Raw genomic sequence first — 21,120 nt, 5'->3', positions numbered from 1 at the left:
GGTGTGAATATGAAGATCATTATCCAGAAATTTGGTGGAACTTCGGTTGCAACCGATTGTAGCCGCAAGCTTATTGTAAATAAAATATTACAAGCGAAGAAAAAAGGCTACTCCCCAGTTATCGTTGTTTCAGCTATGGGGCGTAAAGGTGAACATTATGCTACAGATACGCTAATTGATTTAGTTAAACGTGAGAATTCAACGGTTAACAATCGAGAGCTAGATCAAATTATGTGTTGCGGTGAAATGATTTCGGCAGTTGTTATGACTGCTTTATTACAAGCAAATAACTTCGAGTCGGTTATGCTGACAGGCGGGCAGGCTGGTATAGTTACGGATTCAAATTTCAATCGTGCGAGAATAACTGCAATTCATACTGAACGACTTTTTGAGCTACTTGCAAAGGATAAAATCCCCGTTGTTTGTGGATTTCAGGGGGTGGATCATAATGGCGATTTTACGACGCTCGGACGAGGCGGAAGTGATACAACTGCTTCTGCATTAGGTGTGGCTCTTGGTGCCGAAATGATAGAGATTTATACAGATGTAGATGGTATTATGACCGCTGATCCTCGATTGGTTAATGATGCGAAAATATTAGATAAAATTAGTTATAGTGAAGTTTGCCAAATTGCGTATCAGGGAGCAAAAGTTATTCATCCTAGAGCAGTTGAAATTGCGATGCAGAAAAATATTCCGATGATGATAAAGTCAACATTCTCAGATGAAAAGGGAACTTTGATTGGTAATTTTAATGATGATAAATTGAACTTAAATAAAATTATTGATAAAGTCGCTACAGGCGTTACCTACTTAACTGATATATGTCAAATTAAAATTGTTAATATTAATCATGACGATAGTGTAAATGTATTTAAGATTCTGGCATTAGAGAAAATTAGTATTGATTTAATCAACGTTTCCCCGGGGCAACTATTATTTACTATTGCACAAACTTCTATGAGTTTAGCAAAAAAAGTATTAGCAAAATATGAAGCAGAATTTATCACGGAGTGTGCAAAAGTTTCTGTTATCGGTGGAGGTATGAGAGAAGTTCCAGGCGTTATGGCAGACTTTGTGGAAGCACTTTCGAAAAATAATATTGAAATCTTACAAACTGTCGATTCCCATACCTCTATATCTGGATTGGTGTCAAAAGAACATTTAAAAAGAGCGTTAGAAGCTCTGCATGAAAAATTTAATTTATCTATGTAATATAATTAATAAATACAACTCATCCAATAAGGATGAGTTGTATTTATTAATTAAAAAATGAGCATAATAATTTTGATCCATAATTAGGCTTGTTGTATATAGGTAGATAAGTTATAATAGACGTAAGTGAGCAGAACGGGCGATTTATCATGATCTCTTTTACTATTATGTACGGTGCGAACTTAATATAAATAACAATTTATTTTTTCGGAGGTGTAATTTTTTTTGACAAAAATACCACAAAAACTTCAAATTATTCCACTCGGTGGATTAGGTGAAATCGGGAAGAATTTAACTGTAATTAGAGTAGGAGACGAAATAATTATTATTGATTGCGGACTGATGTTTCCTGATGATGATATGTTGGGGATTGATTTGGTAATTCCTGATATTACGTATCTATTAGAAAATCGTGATTTGGTTAAAGCAATTGTTTTGACACATGGTCATGAAGATCATATAGGCGCATTACCTTATATTCTAAAGCACATCAATGTACCTGTATATGGGACAAAATTGACTTTAGGAATTTTAGAAGGAAGGTTAAAAGAAACAAATGTTGATGCTAGTAATTTAGTCGCAGTTGCACCGGGAGATATGATTCGTGAAGGCTGTTTTAAGGTTGGATTTATTCGTGTAAGTCACAGTATTGCTGATGCCGTAGGTTTATATATAAAAACTCCAATTGGTACAATTGTACATACTGGTGATTTTAAATTCGATCAAACTCCGGTTGATGGGAAAGTGACGGATTTTCATAAATTTGCTGAATTAGGGGATCAAGGAGTATTGGTCTTAATGGCAGATAGCACAAATGCTGAGAGGCCGGGGCATACGCCAAGTGAAAAATCCGTTGGCATTGCTTTTGATGAAGCTTTTTATGGAGCGAAAGAACGTATCATTATTGCTACTTTTTCTTCAAATGTACATCGGATTCAACAAGCGGTTGATATGGCGTGCAAATATAAACGTAAAGTCGCTGTTTTAGGTCGCAGCATGGTAAATGTTGTGAATATTTCTTTGGAATTAGGATATTTAGTTATTCCAGAGGGTGTATTAATCGATATTGATGAAATTAATAATTATGCTGCTTCAAGTGTTGTTATCATTACTACAGGCAGTCAGGGAGAGCCTATGTCTGCTTTAACAAGAATGGCGCAGTCAGATCATAAGAAGGTAGGCATTGTTCCTGGTGATACTGTTATTATTTCTGCCACTCCAATTCCTGGAAATGAAAAATTGGTTTCGCGTACAATCGATAATTTATTGAAACAAGGTGCGCATGTTGTGTACGAGAAGTCGTGTGGGATTCATGTTTCCGGGCATGCAAGCCAAGAAGAGCTTAAATTAATGCATAATTTAGTACGGCCCAAATTTTTTATTCCTGTTCATGGAGAATATCGTCATCTAATAAAGCATTCCAAATTAGCACAAGATTTAGGCATGGAAAAAGAAAATATTTTTGTTAGCGAAAATGGACAAGTTCTTGAATTTTCTCGTGATAAAGGTGTAGTTGTAGGCAAGGTGACAGCAGGAAATGTTCTTGTTGACGGTTTAGGGGTTGGAGATGTAGGAAATATTGTTCTACGAGATCGTAGACAACTTTCTCAAGATGGTATTTTGATTATTGTAGTTACTATGGATAAGGAGCAGGGATGTGTTGTTGCTGGACCAGATATTGTCTCACGTGGTTTTGTTTACGTAAGAGAATCTGAAGCATTAATGGATGAGGCAAAAGAAAAAGTAAAACAAGCTTTAGAAAAATGCGAATTAAACAATATTACTGAATGGGCTACAATTAAAGCAAATGTTCGGGATACGCTTGGTAAATACTTATATGAGCGTACGAGGCGGCGCCCAATGATACTTCCGATTATTATGGAGGTATAAGAATAAAAACCTTTTTAAATTTAAGAAATTAAGTTTAAAAAGGTTTTTGTATTTAAACTTAATTTTTGTCAATACTATTAGAGAATTTAAATAGGAGGACAATAAATGAATAATTATAATTTTCCTTCAGCAGAACATGAAGAAAATAGAAATAAAGAAGAACGAAGTGAAAAAAATAATGTAGTGAATGAGAATATAAAAGAATTAGGCACTACAGATGTAGTAAAGGCAAAATCTAATATTCATGTTATGACGATTATAGGGCAAATAGAGGGGCATCTTATCTTATCTCCTAACAATAAGACAACTAAGTATGAACATATTATGCCGCAATTGGTTGCCATAGAACAAAACGCAGATATTGAAGGCGTTATTATTTTATTAAATACAGTTGGTGGAGATGTTGAGGCAGGTTTAGCAATTTCTGAAATGATTGCTAGTTTGTCAAAACCATCTGTATCTGTTGTTCTTGGAGGTGGGCATAGCATTGGTGTTCCTATAGCGGTGTCTGCTACTTACTCTTATATTGTAGAAAGTGCAACAATGACAATTCATCCAATTCGTCTCACTGGAATGGTGATCGGCGCGCAAAGCTCATTTGATTATTTGGAAAAAATGCAAGAACGAGTTAGTAATTTTGTGGTGAAACATTCAAAAATTGATGAAAAGAAATGGCGTGAATTGCTATATAAAACAGGTGAGCTATCAAGAGATATAGGTGCATCTGTTGGAGGGAAAGAGGCTGTAAAATATGGCTTGATTAATGAAATTGGTGGCGTTTCGCAAGCGATGAATAAATTACAATCTTTAATTGAACTGAGAAAATCAACAAAAGGAATGACGCAATAATGTTATTTTGGACAATAATGCCGATTGAAAACCTATTTGAAGAGGACTCTTCTAAGTTACAATATAAAGAGGTAGAATATAAAGGAATAACTCTTATTGTAGAAAATATTTCAGAATCACAATGCAGAGTGATTAAAATTCTTAGTACTGCCCCAGAAGATTATATGTGCCAAGAAATTCAGCCAGGAAATATTCTTAATTATAGTATAACGCAACAGATTAGTTAAGACGTTTGTAACCTTCGAGCTGTTGTATTAAAAAATTTTTGATATATATTGTGCTTATAATGAATAAGTACAAATAAATGTATGTTAAAAATTTTCTTAATACAGCAGCTTTTTCTTTTAAAATATCTAAAATAAAAAAATCTATAAAACTACTTGGTAGAAGTCATACATGAAATATGTTTTGTCTAATAAATATATAATAATGAACTATGAAAGAAGGAATTGTAATGCAAATTATAGTCTTGTCTAAAATATATCGTTACTTAATTACAAGTTGTTTACTGTTTGGAAGTTTATTCTTAGTAAATAATCTTTACAGTAATCTTATTGAAGATCAAAAAAATGAACCAATTTTTTATGGAGATCAAAGCCAAAATAAAATTGCTCTGACTTGTAATGTCTTTTGGGGAGAAGAATTTTTACCAGATATGTTAAGCATATTAGAAGATAACAACGTACATATTACTTTTTTTATTGGGGGAACTTGGGCAAAAGATCATCCTGAACTTCTAAAAAAAATAGTGGAAAAAGGGCATGAAGTCGCCAATCATTCTTACAATCATCCACATCCTAATACGCTTTCTAAGGATAAAAATAAAGAACAAATTCTAAAGGCTGAAAATGTTATACAAGAAATAACAGGTGTTAAAACAGTGTTATATGCACCTCCGTATGGCGAATATAATGATACTGTTTTAGTTGCTGCAAAAGAACTAAATTACAATATGATTATGTGGAGTATAGATACAATTGATTGGAAACGGCCACCGGCAGAAATCATTAAATCTAGAGTAATGAAAAAAGCACAAAATGGAGCTATCGTATTAATGCATCCTACTGAACCCACAAAGAAGGCGTTACCTGATTTATTAAAAGAATTACGCGAAAAAGGATATACTGTAACAACTGTTTCTGATATACTTAATTATAAGTAATAGAAATAATTAACATTGAAATTTGATTGAATAATATGTAGAATGTATATATGTTTGAATTTGGGTTAAATTTAATTGATCCTAGAAAGTAGGTACTTGATATTATTAAAAAGATCGTTGTTTTTACAATTTTGTTAAATATGTTTCTTGTTAATTCTCTAACATTTGCGGCTACTCCAAACAGCTTAAATGAAATAAAATATACTATACAAAATGAAGTTTTAATATATTTAAAAGATAAAATATTAAAACCTTCTTTTTTTAGTACAGATGAACAGTCAAGTGAGCAAGTGTTAAAAGGTAAGAAAATCGTAATTGATCCTGGACATGGCGGAACAAATCCCGGCGCGGTTAAATATGGGATGCGTGAGTCAGATAATAATCTTGCTGTGAGCCTGAAGGTAAAAGAATTGTTGGAGAATTATGGGGCAGAAGTTATCATGACCAGAGAAACAGATCAATCCGTTGCCAAAGAAGGTTTGGCATTGAAGGAAGAATTACAAGCCAGAATAGATATTGCAAATGCACAGAATGCAGATGTTTTTGTCAGTCTGCATACGAATTCTAACCCCAATGTAGATATTGCTGGAGCTATGACTTTTTATAGTAATGATACATCAAAAAAATTAGCAGATGATATTCAAAAAAGTTTAATAGATCATACAAATGCTGCAGATAAGGGGATAGAAAAAGAAAATTTCTATGTGTTACGTAATAATGAAATCCCAGCAGTTTTAGTCGAAATGGGATTTATTACAAATAAAAAAGAAGCTATTAAATTAAATAGCGATGCGTATAGAGATGATTTAGCAAGTGGAATTGCAAATGGATTGATAGATTATTTTGATTAATAATATATCAATTTGTTGGATGGTTTGATAGCTGTGATTTCTTAAAAAAAACATCTTAACTGTGCTTTAGCAGTTAAGATGTTTTTTTATTTAAAATTATGGCTGATTGGCAGTTGTAACAGAAAACACAAAACCTGTTTTTTCAATAAATTTAAAACTATATTGGACATTTCCACGAATGGCTATATTGTTTGCTTTAGAAAGATCAACATCATCACGAAAACCAAGTTCTTTTAAAATTTCTCCACGCTGATTTACGGGAACATCAGGACTATATGTGTCGATAATAATACCCAGGGTTCCGATGAATTTTGTGTTATCTTCTTGAGAATCACTAGGCTGGCCTACGACTGTAATATTTGTCAACTTATTATCAGTTTTATTCATTACGCCTGTGAGTAATACTTTATCGGAGATCAGATATTCAAATGTATTTTCTATTGTTCCACTCTTTATTTGTGGTTGTGCAATTGTTACACCAATTTTTTTTGCATAATTATTGTTGTTATACTTATCTTTAAATTTTTCTAATGTCATTCCTAAAGTAGGGGTCTTATGAAGTGCTTGTTGTTGTAAATTTTCATTCATTACCTTTTGCGATAAAAAGTTTCCTCCGAAAGTCGTGAATACGAAGATAATAGCAACTATGACGATGCCAACACCTATCCAGATTCTTCTTTTTTTAGCAGTTTGTTTTTCTATACTTTTGGCATCGCCTAAAAAGCGTCCACAATAAGTACAATATTCGGCGTTTTTGGCTAAGTTTGTTCCGCAGTATTTACATTTCATTGTCTTTATCAACCTCAATTTGCTTAAAATTATGAAATAAACTATTTTATATTATACTAAATATTTGCTATAACTGCATCCTTTGTTATATTATAATTAAATAAACATAAAGGATAAGGTGAGTATTGTTGATTATTATAAATAAAGCAATTTTACATATTTTAGATTTTAATTCCGGCGTAACGGTATTTTCAGATAAAGAATTAGTAGTAGAAAACAGTGTAGAGACTTTTTTGTTAAAGCATATTGAAAAATCCTATTATGATCAAAATTTAAAATTAGGTAGTTTTTATGAGGATAGTGTTTTTAAAACCCAATTTACGTTATATCTTAATAAAGACTTAGATTTTATTAGTTTTTCACGTTTTGTTGCTGATAGTATGTACAATGTAATTGCAAAGTCTGATAAATTGGAATCTGTTGATATATTAATTTGTGAAATAAGTATTGATGATGAAAGGATACTTGCTTTATTTAAGTGCAATAATAGAATGGGTTTTATACATCAAGTGATTCAGACTGAAGAAGGCATAAAAAATGATATCATTCATAATTTTGCGATCATGCCTAGTTTAACCCAAAAAATAGATGAATGTGTATTTATTGATACAATATCGCAAACAATAAAATTTATTGACAAAAAAGTATCAATAGAAGGAGAGGAAACGAATCTTCTTGCTGACGGTGTTCTAGAATGCAGTTTTAAGGCTTCTCCCAAAAAAACAATGGAAACCGTAAATTCCATTGCCCAAAAGATTGCAGAAAATCATGGGCAAGATAGTATTGCAGTTATTACAAAAGCGAAAACTTTTATTGCGGAGAATACACAAACTTCTGAATATCTTGAACCTGTAAATTTAGGTAAGAAGATATTTGATCATTCACCGATCATGCAAGAAGAGTATTTGAATGAAATTAAAAATGCGGGGTTAGCGGATACCGTAAAAATTGACCGAGATTTTGTATTAAGGAAGACAAAAAGCCACAAATTGAAAACAGATACGGGGATAGAAATCAATATTCCAATTGATTACTTTCAAAATAAAGATTATGTTGAATTTATAAATAATCCCGATGGGACTTTATCGATTAGTTTAAAAAACATTGGCAAGTTAATAAATAAATAGTGGTGTAGTGTTTTTGATGTATGACAATTTTCTAGGATATGGAGGGTGCAGGTCTATGGATATTTATGGAGAAACGAGTGGATTGCGTAAGAGTGTAGTGAATGATCTGGAAGCTCTCTATGAAATTGAGGTTCCAATTGGCCAAGTGATTACGAAGGATTTAGCTAATCGTATGTTTGCGTTAACAGTGCAGATAAAAAGAGAAATTGCAGTATATTTAAATCGGCGCGGTAAGATTGTGCAAGTGGCTATAGGAGACATGCAGACAATTAAATTGCCAGAGGTAGAAGGCAGAAAGTCAAATCAAAGGTTAAGTGGGATTCGTTGTGTGCATACCCATCCAAATGGAGATAGTACGCTCAGTGCACCAGATTTTTCAGCTTTGCGTAGAATGCGTTTTGATATGATGATTGCGATAGGGGTGAAAGAAACACAACGAGAAGATGAACGAGCGGCAAATTTTGCATTTTTAACTGGCGAGTATAATGAAGGAGATCAACTCGTAGTTGAGGAAATTGGTCCTGCAACGATTGAAGAAATTACAAAACTAAATTTATCGTATTTACTCACGATTGTAGATAAGCGATTAAGTGATAGCGATCATACGATGATAACGCTCGTTGAAAATGAACGTGCTATCTTAGCAGGGTTAGAACTTTCTCAACATACATTTGGCTGGAATATCACAGATTCTTTAGAGGAATTAAAGCAATTAGCGGAAACTGCTGGTGCTGAAGTTATTTCTTATGTTACGCAAAAACGCGATTGTCCGGATAGTGCTTTGTTTTTTGGAAAAGGAAAAATGCAAGAGATATCATTATTGATTCAGGAATCTAATGCAAATCTGCTTATTTTGGATGATGAATTATCACCGTCCCAACAGCGCAATATCGAACAACTATTAGGCATTAAAGTGTTGGATAGAACTTCACTTATTTTAGATATTTTCGCACAAAGAGCACGTTCTCATGAAGGTAAATTACAAGTAGAACTTGCACAGCTTCGATATAATTTACCTAGAATAGGCGGTCAAGGGTTAATTTTATCTCGCTTGGGTGGCGGGATCGGGACAAGAGGACCGGGGGAAACAAAGCTAGAAGTAGATAAACGTAGAATTCGTTCTCGAATTAATGATATAGAAAAGCAAATTGAAGTAATTAAAAAACAACGGAATTTACATCGAGAAAGTCGTATCGCTTCAAGTATTCCGACGGTTGCCCTAGTTGGTTATACAAATGCAGGTAAATCTACGTTACTAAATGTCTTAACTGCAGCGGGCGTATTGGCGGAAGATAAACTTTTTGCTACTTTAGATCCGACTACAAGAAAAGTTTTATTAACGAATCATAAAGAAGCGCTTATGACAGATACAGTAGGATTTATTCAAAAATTACCGCATCAATTAGTGTTAGCATTTCGAGCAACTTTAGAAGAAGTAAAAACAGCGGATTTATTGCTGCATGTCGTAGATGCGAGTCATCCAAATGCTATACAGCAGATGGATGCTGTTCTAGCTGTATTAAAAGAGCTTAAGGCAGATGATAAACCAATCCTTACTGTATTAAATAAAATAGATAAGATAGACCAGGAAATTTTAAATCATCAGTTATGCTTACCGAATAGTATCGGAATCTCTGCAAAACAAAAAATAGGCATAGAGTTTTTATTAAAAAAAATTGAAGATTTTATTGCCGAGAAAAATATAGATGTAGAATTGTTAATTCCATACGAAGATAGTGCTACTGTATCTTCTATTCATAATATTGCAGATGTAAAATTCACTGAATATCGTGATACAGGTACTTTTATGAAAGCTTCTATTCCTGTAGAAGAAGCAAGCAGATATAAGAAATTTATAATGGGAGAGAATTTGTAACATGTATCCGTTTTCAAAAAAAATAATAACAACTAAAACTTTAGCATTAGAAGAATGTAGGACTCTATTCACTCGAATAGATCAAATTGCAGAAAAAAATACATTTAAAATATTAAATTGCATGCGTAAGCATAAAATCGCAGACTATCATTTTAATGTAACGTCTGGATATGCATATAATGATATTGGAAGGGAGAATTTAGAAGCTCTTTGGGCCGATATTTTTGGAGCAGAGAAAGCGTTGGTCAGAACACAATTTGTTTCTGGTACGCATGCGTTAGCCACTGTATTATTTGGGATTCTCAGACCGGGAGATGAATTATTATCCGTTACTGGAACCCCTTATGATACCATGCAAACGGTAATCGGCTATCATAACGAAACGAGTGGATCTTTAAAAGAATTTGGTGTAGATTATAACGAAGTTGCAATGGTAAATGGAAAAGTTGATTTAGAAAAAATTAAAAATTCGATTAAAGCGAATACAAAAATGGTATTGATTCAACGTTCTAGAGGGTACAGTATGCGTGCGCCTTTAACAATTGATGAGATTAAACAAATTTGTGAAATGATAAAAACTATAAAGAAAGATTGCATCTGTTTTGTTGATAATTGTTATGGTGAGTTTGTTGATACATTAGAGCCTACTGCAGCGGGGGCTGATATTGTTGCAGGTTCATTGATTAAAAATCCTGGTGGGGGAATTGCGCCAACAGGTGGTTATATTGCAGGTAAAGCAGAACTTGTTGATTTAGCCGCTTGTCGTTTAACTGCACCGGGGATAGGAAGTGAATTGGGTGCTTCCTTAGTAAATAACCGTCTACTATATCAAGGATTATTTATGGCACCTCATGTTGTTGCACAAGCTTTGAAAGGGGCTGTCTTTGCTTCAGTTTTCTTTTCTAAATTGGGATATCATACATTACCTGATTCTAAAGATTTAAGAAGTGATTTAATTCAAGCGATTCAACTTGGCAGCAAAGAAAAAATGGTTGCTTTTTGTCAGGGAATACAAAAATATTCACCGGTAGATTCTCATGTGCAGCCAGAGCCATGGGATATGCCTGGATACAAAGACCAAGTTATTATGGCCGCAGGAACTTTTGTACAAGGGGCTTCCATTGAATTGAGTGCTGATGGTCCAATTCGTGAACCTTATATTGTATATTTGCAAGGTGGACTTATATTTGAGCATAATATAATTGGTATCATGGGAGCTGCACAAGCAATTGAAGAGCTAAGTTAATTCCTTATAAATAAAAAGCAATCATTCTCATTTAAGAATGATTGCTTTTTATTTACCTAATGTGTCGGAATACACCAATAACTTTTCCTAGAATGGCAACATTTTTTTCATAAATTGGTTCCATCGTGTCATTTTCTGGTTGTAAGCGAATGATATCTGTTTCTTTAAAAAATCTTTTTACGGTTGCAGTTTCATCGTTAATTAAAGCAACTACAATATCATTATTATAAGCGGTATTCTGTTCACGTACCATAATGTAATCCCCATCAAATATTCCAGCATTAATCATGCTATTTCCATCAACTGATAACATAAAAACATGATCATGTGTTCCTAATAATTCGGCAGGAAAAGGATATACTTCTTCTATATTTTCGGTGGCCAATATTGGAGTACCTGCGGTTACGCACCCCACAAGTGGAATTGATAACATACTTTTTTGTATCCAAGGTTTTTCATCAAGTAAATCAATTGCTCTTGGTTTTGTTGGATCTCGTCGAATTAAACCGTATTCTTCTAATTTTGCTAAATGACTATGAACGGTAGAACTTGATTTTAATCCAACAGCTTTCCCAATTTCTCGAACAGAAGGGGGATAGCCATTATTTATTAAAGATTCTTTAATGAAAGAAAAAATTTCTTGTTGTCGTTTATTTAGTACTGTTTCTTTATCGTTCATTCATTTATACACGCTCCTAGATTAAATTCCCTGTTTAACATTAGTTCATTATATCAATAATTCACAACTATTTCAAACATTCGTTCTAATATCATATATCATGAGAATTTAGCTAGTATAATATAATAAATAATAGAATTGTTTTGAAAGTTGTAATTAAATGTAGTATAGTATAAATTGTGTAGGAATTATCCAATAGTTTAAATGTATATAAGCTTGTAAAATTAGTTCAATTATAACTATTGATAATTTATAGTTATCAATAGTTGAGTCGATTTTTTAGTAAGGAGATAGTTTTTATGAGTCATAATAATACGAATTTTTTTCTTTTGAGGAATAATAATTTTATTCAAAATAATAAAAAGCTTTCTATGAAAAGTAAATTACGATTGCAAAAATCTAAAGCAGATAATACACTTCGTGCTTATGAATCCGATTGGTTGGATTTTTATGATTGGTGTATACATCGTAATTTACAACCATTACCTGCTGAACCAGAAACTATCGTAAACTATATGAATGATTTAGCTGATCATGCTAAAGCCAATACTGTATCAAGACGTTTAACCGCGATTTCAGAAAACCATAAAGTCGCAGGTTATATCGATACTAACCCATGTCGTGATGGCCTTGTCCGAAATGCTTTAGATGCTATAAAACGCGAAAAAGGTACTATGCAGCGAGGTAAAACCCCTATACTATTAGAAGATTTACAGCAGATTGTTGCTTGTTTTAGTAGTGATCCAGCTGATATCGCAGCAATTCGAGATAAGGCTTTATTATTAGTTGGCTTTATGGGGGCTTTTCGTCGTTCGGAATTGGTACAAATAGATGTTGAAGATTTGAATTTCACAAAAAATGGCGTATTGATTCTTGTGGAACATTCTAAAGGAGATCAGGAAGGTCAAGGTGCACAAGTCGCTATACCATATAGCTCAAATTCATCCATATGCGCAGTGACTGCTTTAAAAGCTTGGATACATAATGCCCAATTAACTTCTGGCCCATTATTTCGACCATTGAATAAATATAAACAAATTAGAAGCCGAAGGCTTACTGACCAATCAGTTGCTCTAGTTGTGAAAAAATATGTTTCTTTGGCGGGTCTTAATGCAGCAAATTTTGCTGGGCATAGTCTAAGACGTGGTTTTGCTACGAGTGCGGCGCAGCATGATGTTGATGAACGTTCTATTATGCAGCAAACGCGTCATAAATCAGAAAAAATGGTTCGTAGATATATTGAACAAGGTAATTTATTTAAAAACAATCCTTTGAATAAAATGATTTAGCCTATATCAGTTAAATTAAAGAAGACAAAAAATAAAAAGCCTTGCAAACATTAAGTTTATAAGACTTTTTATTTTTTTTATTGTTCAGTTGTCGTTTTAGAAGAACTATCTTCTTTTTCAATAAGTACCTTATGTGATAAGTTTACACGACCTTGTCGATCAATTTCGGTTACTTTAACTTTTAAGGAATCGCCGACCTTCACGACATCTTCTACCTTCTCAACTCTTTCATTTGCCAGTTGTGAAATGTGTACGAGTCCCTCTTTACCAGGTAGGACTTCTACGAAAGCACCAAAATTCATAATTCGGGTTACTTTACCATCATATATTCCACCGACTTCGACTTCTCGAACTATATTTTCAATAATTTCAATGGCGTTTTGACCACTCATGATATCTACTGCTGAGATAAATACCTTACCGTTATCTTCAATATCAATACTTACGCCTGTCTCATCGATAATTTTTTTAATTGTTTTTCCACCAGGTCCGATCACGTCGCGAATTTTATCTGGGTTAATTTGCATTGTGATAATACGTGGTGCGTATGCGGAAAGCTCTTTATTAGGTTCTGAAATTACTTCGAGCATTTTATTTAAAATATGAGAACGTCCACGTTTTGCCTGCGCGAGTGCAGTTGCTAAAATTTCTTTGGTCAAACCAGCAATTTTAATATCCATTTGAATGGCTGTGATACCTTCTGTCGTTCCAGCTACTTTAAAATCCATATCTCCTAATGCGTCTTCCATTCCTTGAATATCAGTTAAAATTGTATAATTTTCTCCGTCTTTAACTAATCCCATAGCAACGCCAGAGACAGGTCGTTCTATTGGAACACCTGCATTCATTAACGATAAGGTACTGCCACAAACACTACCCATTGAACTAGAACCATTAGATTCTAAAACTTCTGAAACTAATCGGATCGTATAAGGAAAATCATTTATATTAGGAATAACAGGAACTAATGCACGTTCAGCTAATGCTCCATGACCAATTTCACGGCGACCAGGTCCACGGGATGGTTTTGTTTCACCTACACTATATGCAGGAAAATTATAATGATGCATATAACGTTTTGATTCTTCTACTCCTAGCCCATCAATAACTTGTTCATCACCAAGAGCACCTAATGTAGTAATTGTAAATACTTGTGTTTGTCCACGAGTAAATAAACCAGAACCGTGCGTACGAGCTAATAGACCAACTTCACAGCTAATTGGGCGAACTTCTTCAATTTCACGGCCATCAGGACGGATTTTTTCAACCGTTATCATCTTACGAACACTTTCTTTAACAATTTTTTGTAAGACATATTGAATGTATTTTGTATCATCTGGATATTGTTCAATAAAATGTTCTAATGTTTCATTTTTAATATCGGTAATATTTGCTTCACGTGACAATTTATCTGAATTTCTAACAGCTTCATTTAATTTCTGAGCTGCATAGTCTCTTACTAAAGTATTAATTTCTTCTGGAACTTCAAATAACTTAACAGACCTTTTTTCTCTACCAATTTCATTTCGTATTTTTTGTTGGAATTCAACGACTTCGCGAATTGCTTTATGACCAAACATAATTGCTTCTAACATTACTTCTTCAGATAATTCATTCGCACCGGCTTCTACCATCATAACTGCATCATGGGAACCTGCGACAATTAAATTTAGCTCGCTTTGTGCTTGTTGTTCTACTGTTGGATTTATTATGAAATTGCCATTTACCATTCCAACTTTAACACCTGCAATTGGCCCGTTAAAGGGAATGTCTGAAATACATAAAGCGCAAGAAGCACCGATCATAGCGGAAACGTCCGGTGCATTATCTTGATCAACGGACATTACTGTTGCAACAATTTGAACATCATTTCTAAATCCATCAGCAAATAATGGACGAATTGGTCTATCGATTAAACGACTTGCTAAAATAGAAGATTCACTTGGACGTCCTTCTCTTTTTATAAAGCCGCCGGGAATTTTTCCAACAGCATATAATTTTTCCTCATAATCTACTGTCAATGGGAAAAAATCTACACCTTCTCTAGGTTCGGCAGAAGCTGTTGCTGTTACTAAAACAGCAGTATCTCCATAACGCACAAGAACAGCCCCATTTGCCTGTTTGGCCATCTTTCCTGATTCAATGATTAATTTTCTACCACCCAATTGCATCTCAAAACTATGCATATATTCTCCTCCTAAATTATCCATCTATTATTCATCTTGATTTATCTTCGACATTTTTTTTATGATTCCCTTTTTTAAATTAAATTAACCAAAAATAAATAAGAAAGCGGGAATTTTCCCGCTTTCTTTACTATTTACGAAGATTTAATTTTGCAATGATTGTACGATAACGTTCGATATCGTTTGTATGAAGATAATTTAACAATCTTCTACGATGTCCAACCATTTTCAAAAGACCACGACGTGAATGATGATCTTTCTTGTGTTCTTTTAAGTGTTCCGTCAAATAAACAATACGCGCAGTTAAAATTGCAATTTGTACCTCTGGTGATCCAGTATCACCCTCGTGTACACGATATTGTTCAATTACTTGTTGTTTTTGTTCAGCTGTTAGCATAAAAAAGTTCCTCCTAGTATTTAAATCACCATTAGCCAAGAAATCGTCGGAGAATCGCAACTCCTAGCTATGGGTTAAGTGTCATAACAAAATTAACACTTTTACTATTATAATACAATCTATTGAAAAAGTAAACTAAAAATTCTTAAAAGCTGCTTGTATATCAAGTTTTATTTGGCTAATTAGTTTGTTTTTACTTTCAAATTGTTTTTCATTTCGTATTTTTTTTATAAATTGAATTTCAATGATTTCATCATAAATATTCATATTGAAATCTAATATGTGGACTTCAATATGACGGACTGATCCATTAAACGTCGGATTGGTTCCAATATTTGCAATTGCATGATAAAGTTTATTTTTAAAAATAACATCCACAGCATAAACGCCATTTGATGGAATGACACGTCCCTTTTTGATCTCCATATTTGCTGTAGGAAAACCGAGCTCTCTGCCACGTTGATCTCCTTGGATAACTTGACCACCTAATTTGAATCTTTTCCCTAAAAGTTTATTAGCAGAAGCGATATCACCTTTTACTATTAAGCTTCGAATTAATGTGCTGCTTACTAATTTATTTTCGATATAAACTTCAGGTTGAATTTCAGCTTTAAATCCAAAATTTTTTCCTAGCTCTATTAAAAGTTTAGAATTTCCCTGCCCCTTATAACCAAAAGAATAATTCGGTCCTACAACAATGTATTTTGGATTTAAATTTGTCTTTAAAAGTGTTAAGAAATCTATAGGCGATAATTTTAAAAAATTTGCTGTAAACGGAATATCTACTAGAATGTCAACTCCTAATTCACGCATCCATAGTTCTTTATCATAATTATCTCCTATTGTTAGTGGGCATTTAGAAGGACAAATAATTTCCAATGGATGATTACTAAATGTAAAAACAGCACTAGTTCCATCAATTTCTTTAGCTAATTTAATTGCTTTTTTTATAATACTTTGATGACCAATATGTACACCATCGAAAGTTCCTAATGCTACTACAATATTAGAATAGTTTTTAGTTAAATCGGAAATGTTTGAAAAAATTTGCATGGGTAATCTAACTCCTTAAAACGATAGACTACAAAAAATTTAATATAATGATTCAAATCATAACTTTTGTTGGTTTTAATACCGATGTGTAACTGTCAAATTCACCAATACCAATAAAGTTATTGGTATTTTCGTATATACGTACGAATGAATTTACATTTTTAGTATTTTCTAATAGGATCTTCTGCCCTTGTATAAATTTTTGTGCCAGGTTTATTGGCAAAGTAATCCTAGGCATATGGCTTAAGACGCTATCCAAAGTTTGAATGGCTTGCAATGGATTTTTGGTAATTTCTTCAATTATAAAGGCGTTTTCTAACTGAAAATCACCAACTCTTGTTCGAATTAAAAAAGACATAACAGAAGGAAGTCCTAATTTTACACCAATATCAAAACATAATGTCCGAATATAAGTTCCTTTAGAACATTGGACGTCAAACAAAAAACTTGAGGTGCGATGTTCAATTAAATTGATTTGCTTAATAAAAATTTTTCGTGTGGGCCGGTCAATAGACATTCCTTTTCTAGCTAAATCATATAATTTTACGCCATTAATTTTTATAGCAGAGTACATAGGCGGCAGTTGATGATTTTCACCTAAAAAAGATTTTAAAACATCGTTTATTGTTTCTAAAGTCGGTTTTTCGAAATCATAAAGTTCTTCTACAATATTACCTGTAATGTCACCAGTATCTGTTGCATAACCAAACGTTACTTCAGCTCGATACATTTTATCTGCATCTACCAGATATTCAATTAAACGCGTTGCCTTACCCAGCGCAATAGGTAATACTCCAGCTGCTGCAGGATCTAATGTTCCTGCATGGCCAACCTTTTTCATTCCATATGTACGACGGATAAAAGAAACAACATCATGTGAACTCATTCCAGGCGGTTTTAAAATATTGATAAATCCATTATACATGATTTAACTCACTCATAAATTTCATGGCAGAATCAACAATTGTTTTTTTACTCTCGTCTAGTGTTTGATTAAGTGTACAACCAGCAGCTTTTTTATGGCCTCCACCACCGAAAGAAGTTGCAATTTTACTTACATCTACAGTTTTAGATCTCATACTAATTCTGCAAGATGAATCATCTATATATTTAACCATAATGGCTAGGTCAACCCCATCAATCACACGCGGAAAATCAATAAACCCTTCTGTATTATCACAAATAGTTAGTATATCTTTAGAAATGCAAATACAAGCAATCGTATTATTTGCAAATAATTCTAGAGTTTCTAGTACTTTAGGTAACATGCGAATGTTCTCTAAAGATTTTTTTTCTAACTGCTCTGAAATTACATGTGGCTTAACTCCGCAATTAAGTAATTCAGCAGCAATTTTCATCGTTTTTGAAGAAGTATTTGAATATTTGAAAAAGCCACAGTCAGTAGCAATTGCGGTGTATAAAGAAGTTGCAATTGCTAAATCAAAATCTGCATGCATCAAGTCGAGTAAGTCAAATATAATTTCTCCGGTTGCAGAAACATTACTGTCTAAATATAAATAATCGGCAAATTCATTGTTTGAAATATGGTGATCAATATTGAGAATGGGAGCTTTCGCTAATCCATTCACACGACCAATTCGTTCAAGATCACTACAATCTAAAACAATGAGTAAATCTGCGTCAATTTTGGTCATTGATGGAAATTGAATCATTTCGATATCACTTAAAAATTTAAAGTTTGAAGGCAGTTCATCATCAATTAAACATATAACGTCTTTGCCTATTTTTGTTAGATAACTGCCTAAAGCCAAAATAGAACCTAATGAATCTCCATCAGGGTTAACGTGCGCAGTGATAACAAACTTAGTATGTTTGTTTAGTAGTTCGGCCACTTGCTTTAGTGTAATTTTCATAACATTATTTAGCCTCATCCTCTTTAACTTTTGTTAATAACTCTTGAATGTGCACACTGTAATCTAAAGATTTATCTAGTTGAAATGACAATTCAGGTGTACATCTAAGACGGATGCGTTTTCCTATTTCACGACGAATGTAACCTAAAGATTTTTGCAATCCATCCCAACATTCTTTAATTTGTTCTTGACTACCCATTAAACTGACGTAAATTTTAGCACTGCGTAGATCACCAGTTACATCAACTTGTGTCACTGTGACAAATCCAATGCGAGGATCTTTTAGTTCCTGTAATATAATTTGACTCACTTCTTGTTTAATAAGTTCTTGAACTTTTTCAATACGGAGTTGCCCCATGATATTTCCCCCGTTCTTTAATTGCTCAATTTAATTTGTTCCATAGTGTAAACTTCGATAATATCGCCTTCTTTAATATCACGATATTTATCAATCGTAATGCCGCATTCATACCCAGCAGCCACTTCTTTCACATCATCTTTAAATCTTCTTAAAGATTCGATAACACCTTCGTGCACTACAATTCCATCACGAATAATTCTAATACTAGAACTGTTTGTAACTTTTCCTTCTAGGACGTATGAGCCTGCAACTAACGCTTTCGAGAAACTCATAACCTGTCTTATTTCGACTTTACCTTGTATTACTTCTTTATATTTTGGTGCAAGCATCCCTGTCATAGCTGCTTCAACATCATTAATTGCTTCATAGATAACACGATAAGTTCTAATATCAATATTTTCTGTATCCGCTAATTTCCGTGCATTGGCATCAGGGCGCACATTAAATGCAAGAATTAAGGCATTTGCAGCCGTAGCTAGCATTACATCAGATTCATTTACAGCACCCACACCAGAATGTATGATACTGACTCGAACTTCTTTATTTGTATTCAAAGCTAATAAAGAGCTTTTTAATGCTTCAACAGATCCTTGTACATCGGCTTTAATAAGGATATTTAAATCTTTTATATTACCATCTTGAATTTGTTGAAATAAATCATCCAAAGATACTTTTTGTGATTGCATTAAGTCATCACTACGTTTTTTGGCAATGCGCTTTTCAGCTATAGAACGAGCCATTTTTTCATCAAGTGCAGCTAAAATATCACCAGCTTCTGGGACATCGGCTAACCCAAGTACTTCTACAGGCGTACTTGGACCTGTTTTTTTAAGTTTTTCACCACGATCATTTACCATTGCTCGTACTTTACCGTAGGCAGTACCTGCAATAATTGAATCACCGACACGAAGTGTACCTGTTTGAACCAGTACAGTAGCAACTGGACCGCGTCCTTTATCTAATTGCGCTTCAATGATAATCCCTTGTGCAGCTCGGTTTGGGTTTGCTTTTAATTCTTGCATTTCGGCAACTAATAGTATCATTTCCAGTAATTCGTTAATTCCAGTTCTTTGACGTGCTGAGACTGGAACCATAATTGTGTCACCGCCCCAATCTTCCGGAATCAATCCATGTTCTCCCAATTGCTGTTTCACGTGATCTGGATTTGCTCCAGGACGGTCCATTTTATTTATGGCAACAATGATAGGTACATTTGCTGATTTTGCATGATTAATTGCTTCAATCGTCTGCGGCATAACTCCGTCGTCAGCAGCAACAACTAAAATAGCAATATCAGTAACTTGTGCGCCACGTGCTCGCATTGCTGTAAATGCTTCATGCCCTGGAGTATCAAGAAATACAATTTTTTTATTTTGACATATTACTTGATAAGCACCAATATGCTGAGTTATACCGCCGGCTTCTTTTGCTGTTACTTGCGTTTTACGAATAACATCTAGTAAAGATGTTTTACCGTGGTCGACATGTCCCATTACCGTTACAACCGGTGGACGAGCTATTAATGTGGAAGGATCATCAATAATTTCTGGAATTTCGGTAGGATCTTCTTCAGGTGGTAATTCTTCCACAGTTACATCAAATTCGCTAGCAATCAAAGTTGCTGTATCAAGATCAATTTCTTGATTAATTGTAGCCATAATGCCTAGCATCATTAATTTTTTTATGATATCGCTAACTTCACGTTTCATCTTAAGTGAAAGTTCTTTGACAGTAATAGGACCACCTAATTTAATAACTTTAGGTTTTTCTATTTCAGGTTTAACACCTTTAACTTGATTTTGATGATGTCTATTTTTCTGATTTTTATTTCTTTGGTTAGGTTTATTTTGACCAAATGGAGTATTTTTATTATTACGGTTATTTTGATTTTGCTGTGGTTTATTACCTTTTATAACCGTGTTATTAGGTTTATTCTGTGGCGTATTTGAACTAGGTTTGAAGGTTGTTGGACGTTTTTGTATTGTTGAATTATTGCCAACTTCCTGTTTTTTATTAGGAACATTATCTGAATTTGGTTTGTTTCCTTCATGTTTGGATGCATGGTGATTATTATTGGTTGCGGTAGGCGTTGGCGTCGGTTTCTTCACCGAAAAGGTTTTCTTAATTAAATCTTTTTCTGCATCACCAACACTACTCATATGATTTTTAGCTATAGTAACATTATTACGTACTAAAATATCTAATATAACTTTACTTGTGGTATCAAATTCTTTTGCTAACTCATATATTCTATATTTGGACATTGATCCACCCCC

General features: G+C 33.6%; 19 protein-coding genes. 10 read left to right on the top strand and 9 right to left on the bottom strand.

Annotated elements, in window-relative coordinates:
* Positions 1-9 precede the first annotated feature (9 nt).
* The 6 genes from dapG to BN6559_RS00735 all read left to right on the top strand — a co-directional run bounded on the left by dapG (position 10) and on the right by BN6559_RS00735 (position 5,967).
* Positions 10-1,215: an aspartate kinase gene (dapG, locus tag BN6559_RS00760; RefSeq protein WP_110952964.1), complete on the top strand. Its 1,206-nt coding sequence runs from the start codon at positions 10-12 to the stop codon at positions 1,213-1,215.
* A gap of 225 nt (positions 1,216-1,440) precedes the next feature.
* On the top strand, positions 1,441-3,105 hold the full coding sequence (locus BN6559_RS00755) for a ribonuclease J (RefSeq protein WP_110952963.1): 1,665 nt from the start codon (positions 1,441-1,443) through the stop codon (positions 3,103-3,105).
* 105 nt (positions 3,106-3,210) lie between these two features.
* A complete protein-coding gene (locus BN6559_RS00750; protein ID WP_110952962.1) occupies positions 3,211-3,954 on the top strand; it encodes a ClpP family protease in 744 nt (247 codons plus the stop codon).
* A complete protein-coding gene (locus BN6559_RS00745; RefSeq protein ID WP_110952961.1) occupies positions 3,954-4,181 on the top strand; it encodes a YlzJ-like family protein in 228 nt (75 codons plus the stop codon). The genes BN6559_RS00750 and BN6559_RS00745 overlap by 1 nt, the downstream gene beginning before the upstream one ends.
* Positions 4,182-4,408: 227 nt before the next feature.
* The gene (locus BN6559_RS00740; RefSeq protein ID WP_110952960.1) at positions 4,409-5,116 is read left to right on the top strand and encodes a polysaccharide deacetylase family protein; all 708 of its coding nucleotides are present in this window, start codon (positions 4,409-4,411) and stop codon (positions 5,114-5,116) included.
* A gap of 290 nt (positions 5,117-5,406) precedes the next feature.
* Positions 5,407-5,967, top strand: coding sequence for an N-acetylmuramoyl-L-alanine amidase family protein (locus BN6559_RS00735; RefSeq protein WP_199883651.1), 561 nt, complete (start codon positions 5,407-5,409; stop codon positions 5,965-5,967).
* A gap of 96 nt (positions 5,968-6,063) precedes the next feature.
* Here the strand turns inward: BN6559_RS00735 and BN6559_RS00730 are convergent, their stop codons facing one another.
* Complete coding sequence (locus BN6559_RS00730) at positions 6,064-6,756, bottom strand: zinc ribbon domain-containing protein (protein WP_110952958.1); 693 nt, start codon at positions 6,754-6,756, stop codon at positions 6,064-6,066.
* A gap of 128 nt (positions 6,757-6,884) precedes the next feature.
* Here BN6559_RS00730 and BN6559_RS00725 point away from each other — a divergent pair, with 128 nt between their 5' ends.
* From BN6559_RS00725 to BN6559_RS00715, 3 genes are read left to right on the top strand one after another with little or no spacing between them, the layout of a single operon-like run.
* Positions 6,885-7,883: a nucleoid-associated protein gene (locus BN6559_RS00725; RefSeq protein WP_110952957.1), complete on the top strand. Its 999-nt coding sequence runs from the start codon at positions 6,885-6,887 to the stop codon at positions 7,881-7,883.
* Between the two features lie 55 nt (positions 7,884-7,938).
* Positions 7,939-9,759 (top strand): GTPase HflX, encoded by a 1,821-nt coding sequence (gene hflX / locus BN6559_RS00720; protein WP_110952956.1) that lies wholly within the window; start codon positions 7,939-7,941, stop codon positions 9,757-9,759.
* 1 nt (position 9,760) lies between these two features.
* Positions 9,761-11,005 carry a methionine gamma-lyase family protein gene (locus BN6559_RS00715; RefSeq protein ID WP_110952955.1) on the top strand — a complete coding sequence of 415 codons (1,245 nt, stop codon included), beginning with the start codon at positions 9,761-9,763 and terminating at the stop codon, positions 11,003-11,005.
* Positions 11,006-11,057: 52 nt separating this feature from the next.
* On the opposite strand, the gene lexA is transcribed toward BN6559_RS00715, so the two are convergent.
* Positions 11,058-11,684 carry a transcriptional repressor LexA gene (lexA, locus tag BN6559_RS00710; RefSeq protein ID WP_110952954.1) on the bottom strand — a complete coding sequence of 209 codons (627 nt, stop codon included), beginning with the start codon at positions 11,682-11,684 and terminating at the stop codon, positions 11,058-11,060.
* Between the two features lie 299 nt (positions 11,685-11,983).
* Here lexA and BN6559_RS00705 point away from each other — a divergent pair, with 299 nt between their 5' ends.
* Positions 11,984-12,973 carry a site-specific integrase gene (locus BN6559_RS00705; RefSeq protein ID WP_110952953.1) on the top strand — a complete coding sequence of 330 codons (990 nt, stop codon included), beginning with the start codon at positions 11,984-11,986 and terminating at the stop codon, positions 12,971-12,973.
* A gap of 77 nt (positions 12,974-13,050) precedes the next feature.
* Here the strand turns inward: BN6559_RS00705 and BN6559_RS00700 are convergent, their stop codons facing one another.
* From BN6559_RS00700 to infB, 7 genes are all read right to left on the bottom strand, one after another.
* On the bottom strand, positions 13,051-15,159 hold the full coding sequence (locus BN6559_RS00700; RefSeq protein ID WP_110952952.1) for a polyribonucleotide nucleotidyltransferase: 2,109 nt from the start codon (positions 15,157-15,159) through the stop codon (positions 13,051-13,053).
* 130 nt (positions 15,160-15,289) lie between these two features.
* Positions 15,290-15,556, bottom strand: a complete 267-nt coding sequence (gene rpsO, locus BN6559_RS00695) for a 30S ribosomal protein S15 (RefSeq protein ID WP_110952951.1) — start codon at positions 15,554-15,556, stop codon at positions 15,290-15,292.
* A gap of 135 nt (positions 15,557-15,691) precedes the next feature.
* Positions 15,692-16,609 (bottom strand): bifunctional riboflavin kinase/FAD synthetase, encoded by a 918-nt coding sequence (locus BN6559_RS00690; protein ID WP_110952950.1) that lies wholly within the window; start codon positions 16,607-16,609, stop codon positions 15,692-15,694.
* Positions 16,610-16,661: 52 nt separating this feature from the next.
* Positions 16,662-17,534 (bottom strand): tRNA pseudouridine(55) synthase TruB, encoded by an 873-nt coding sequence (gene truB / locus BN6559_RS00685; protein ID WP_110952949.1) that lies wholly within the window; start codon positions 17,532-17,534, stop codon positions 16,662-16,664.
* Positions 17,527-18,483, bottom strand: coding sequence for a DHH family phosphoesterase (locus tag BN6559_RS00680; RefSeq protein ID WP_110952948.1), 957 nt, complete (start codon positions 18,481-18,483; stop codon positions 17,527-17,529). The genes truB and BN6559_RS00680 overlap by 8 nt, the downstream gene beginning before the upstream one ends.
* A 4-nt stretch (positions 18,484-18,487) precedes the next feature.
* Positions 18,488-18,841, bottom strand: a complete 354-nt coding sequence (gene rbfA, locus BN6559_RS00675; protein ID WP_110952947.1) for a 30S ribosome-binding factor RbfA — start codon at positions 18,839-18,841, stop codon at positions 18,488-18,490.
* 17 nt (positions 18,842-18,858) lie between these two features.
* Positions 18,859-21,108, bottom strand: coding sequence for a translation initiation factor IF-2 (infB, locus tag BN6559_RS00670; RefSeq protein WP_110952946.1), 2,250 nt, complete (start codon positions 21,106-21,108; stop codon positions 18,859-18,861).
* Positions 21,109-21,120 lie beyond the last annotated feature (12 nt).

This window comes from Massilibacillus massiliensis, from assembly GCF_900086705.1.
Taxonomy (GTDB): domain Bacteria; phylum Bacillota; class Negativicutes; order FLKF01; family FLKF01; genus Massilibacillus; species Massilibacillus massiliensis.
Note: the sequence above shows the minus strand (reverse complement) of the source record. Positions and strands in the feature narration are given on the sequence as shown.

Coding starts and splice junctions, on each gene's coding strand:
- dapG (WP_110952964.1), top strand. CDS start 10: ATGAAGATCATTATCCAGAAATTTGGTGGAACTTCGGTTGCAACCGAT.
- BN6559_RS00750 (WP_110952962.1), top strand. CDS start 3,211: ATGAATAATTATAATTTTCCTTCAGCAGAACATGAAGAAAATAGAAAT.
- BN6559_RS00745 (WP_110952961.1), top strand. CDS start 3,954: ATGTTATTTTGGACAATAATGCCGATTGAAAACCTATTTGAAGAGGAC.
- BN6559_RS00740 (WP_110952960.1), top strand. CDS start 4,409: ATGCAAATTATAGTCTTGTCTAAAATATATCGTTACTTAATTACAAGT.
- BN6559_RS00730 (WP_110952958.1), bottom strand. CDS start 6,756: ATGAAATGTAAATACTGCGGAACAAACTTAGCCAAAAACGCCGAATAT.
- hflX (WP_110952956.1), top strand. CDS start 7,939: ATGGATATTTATGGAGAAACGAGTGGATTGCGTAAGAGTGTAGTGAAT.
- BN6559_RS00715 (WP_110952955.1), top strand. CDS start 9,761: ATGTATCCGTTTTCAAAAAAAATAATAACAACTAAAACTTTAGCATTA.
- lexA (WP_110952954.1), bottom strand. CDS start 11,684: ATGAACGATAAAGAAACAGTACTAAATAAACGACAACAAGAAATTTTT.
- BN6559_RS00705 (WP_110952953.1), top strand. CDS start 11,984: ATGAGTCATAATAATACGAATTTTTTTCTTTTGAGGAATAATAATTTT.
- BN6559_RS00700 (WP_110952952.1), bottom strand. CDS start 15,159: ATGCATAGTTTTGAGATGCAATTGGGTGGTAGAAAATTAATCATTGAA.
- rpsO (WP_110952951.1), bottom strand. CDS start 15,556: ATGCTAACAGCTGAACAAAAACAACAAGTAATTGAACAATATCGTGTA.
- BN6559_RS00690 (WP_110952950.1), bottom strand. CDS start 16,609: ATGCAAATTTTTTCAAACATTTCCGATTTAACTAAAAACTATTCTAAT.
- truB (WP_110952949.1), bottom strand. CDS start 17,534: ATGTATAATGGATTTATCAATATTTTAAAACCGCCTGGAATGAGTTCA.
- BN6559_RS00680 (WP_110952948.1), bottom strand. CDS start 18,483: ATGAAAATTACACTAAAGCAAGTGGCCGAACTACTAAACAAACATACT.
- rbfA (WP_110952947.1), bottom strand. CDS start 18,841: ATGGGGCAACTCCGTATTGAAAAAGTTCAAGAACTTATTAAACAAGAA.
- infB (WP_110952946.1), bottom strand. CDS start 21,108: ATGTCCAAATATAGAATATATGAGTTAGCAAAAGAATTTGATACCACA.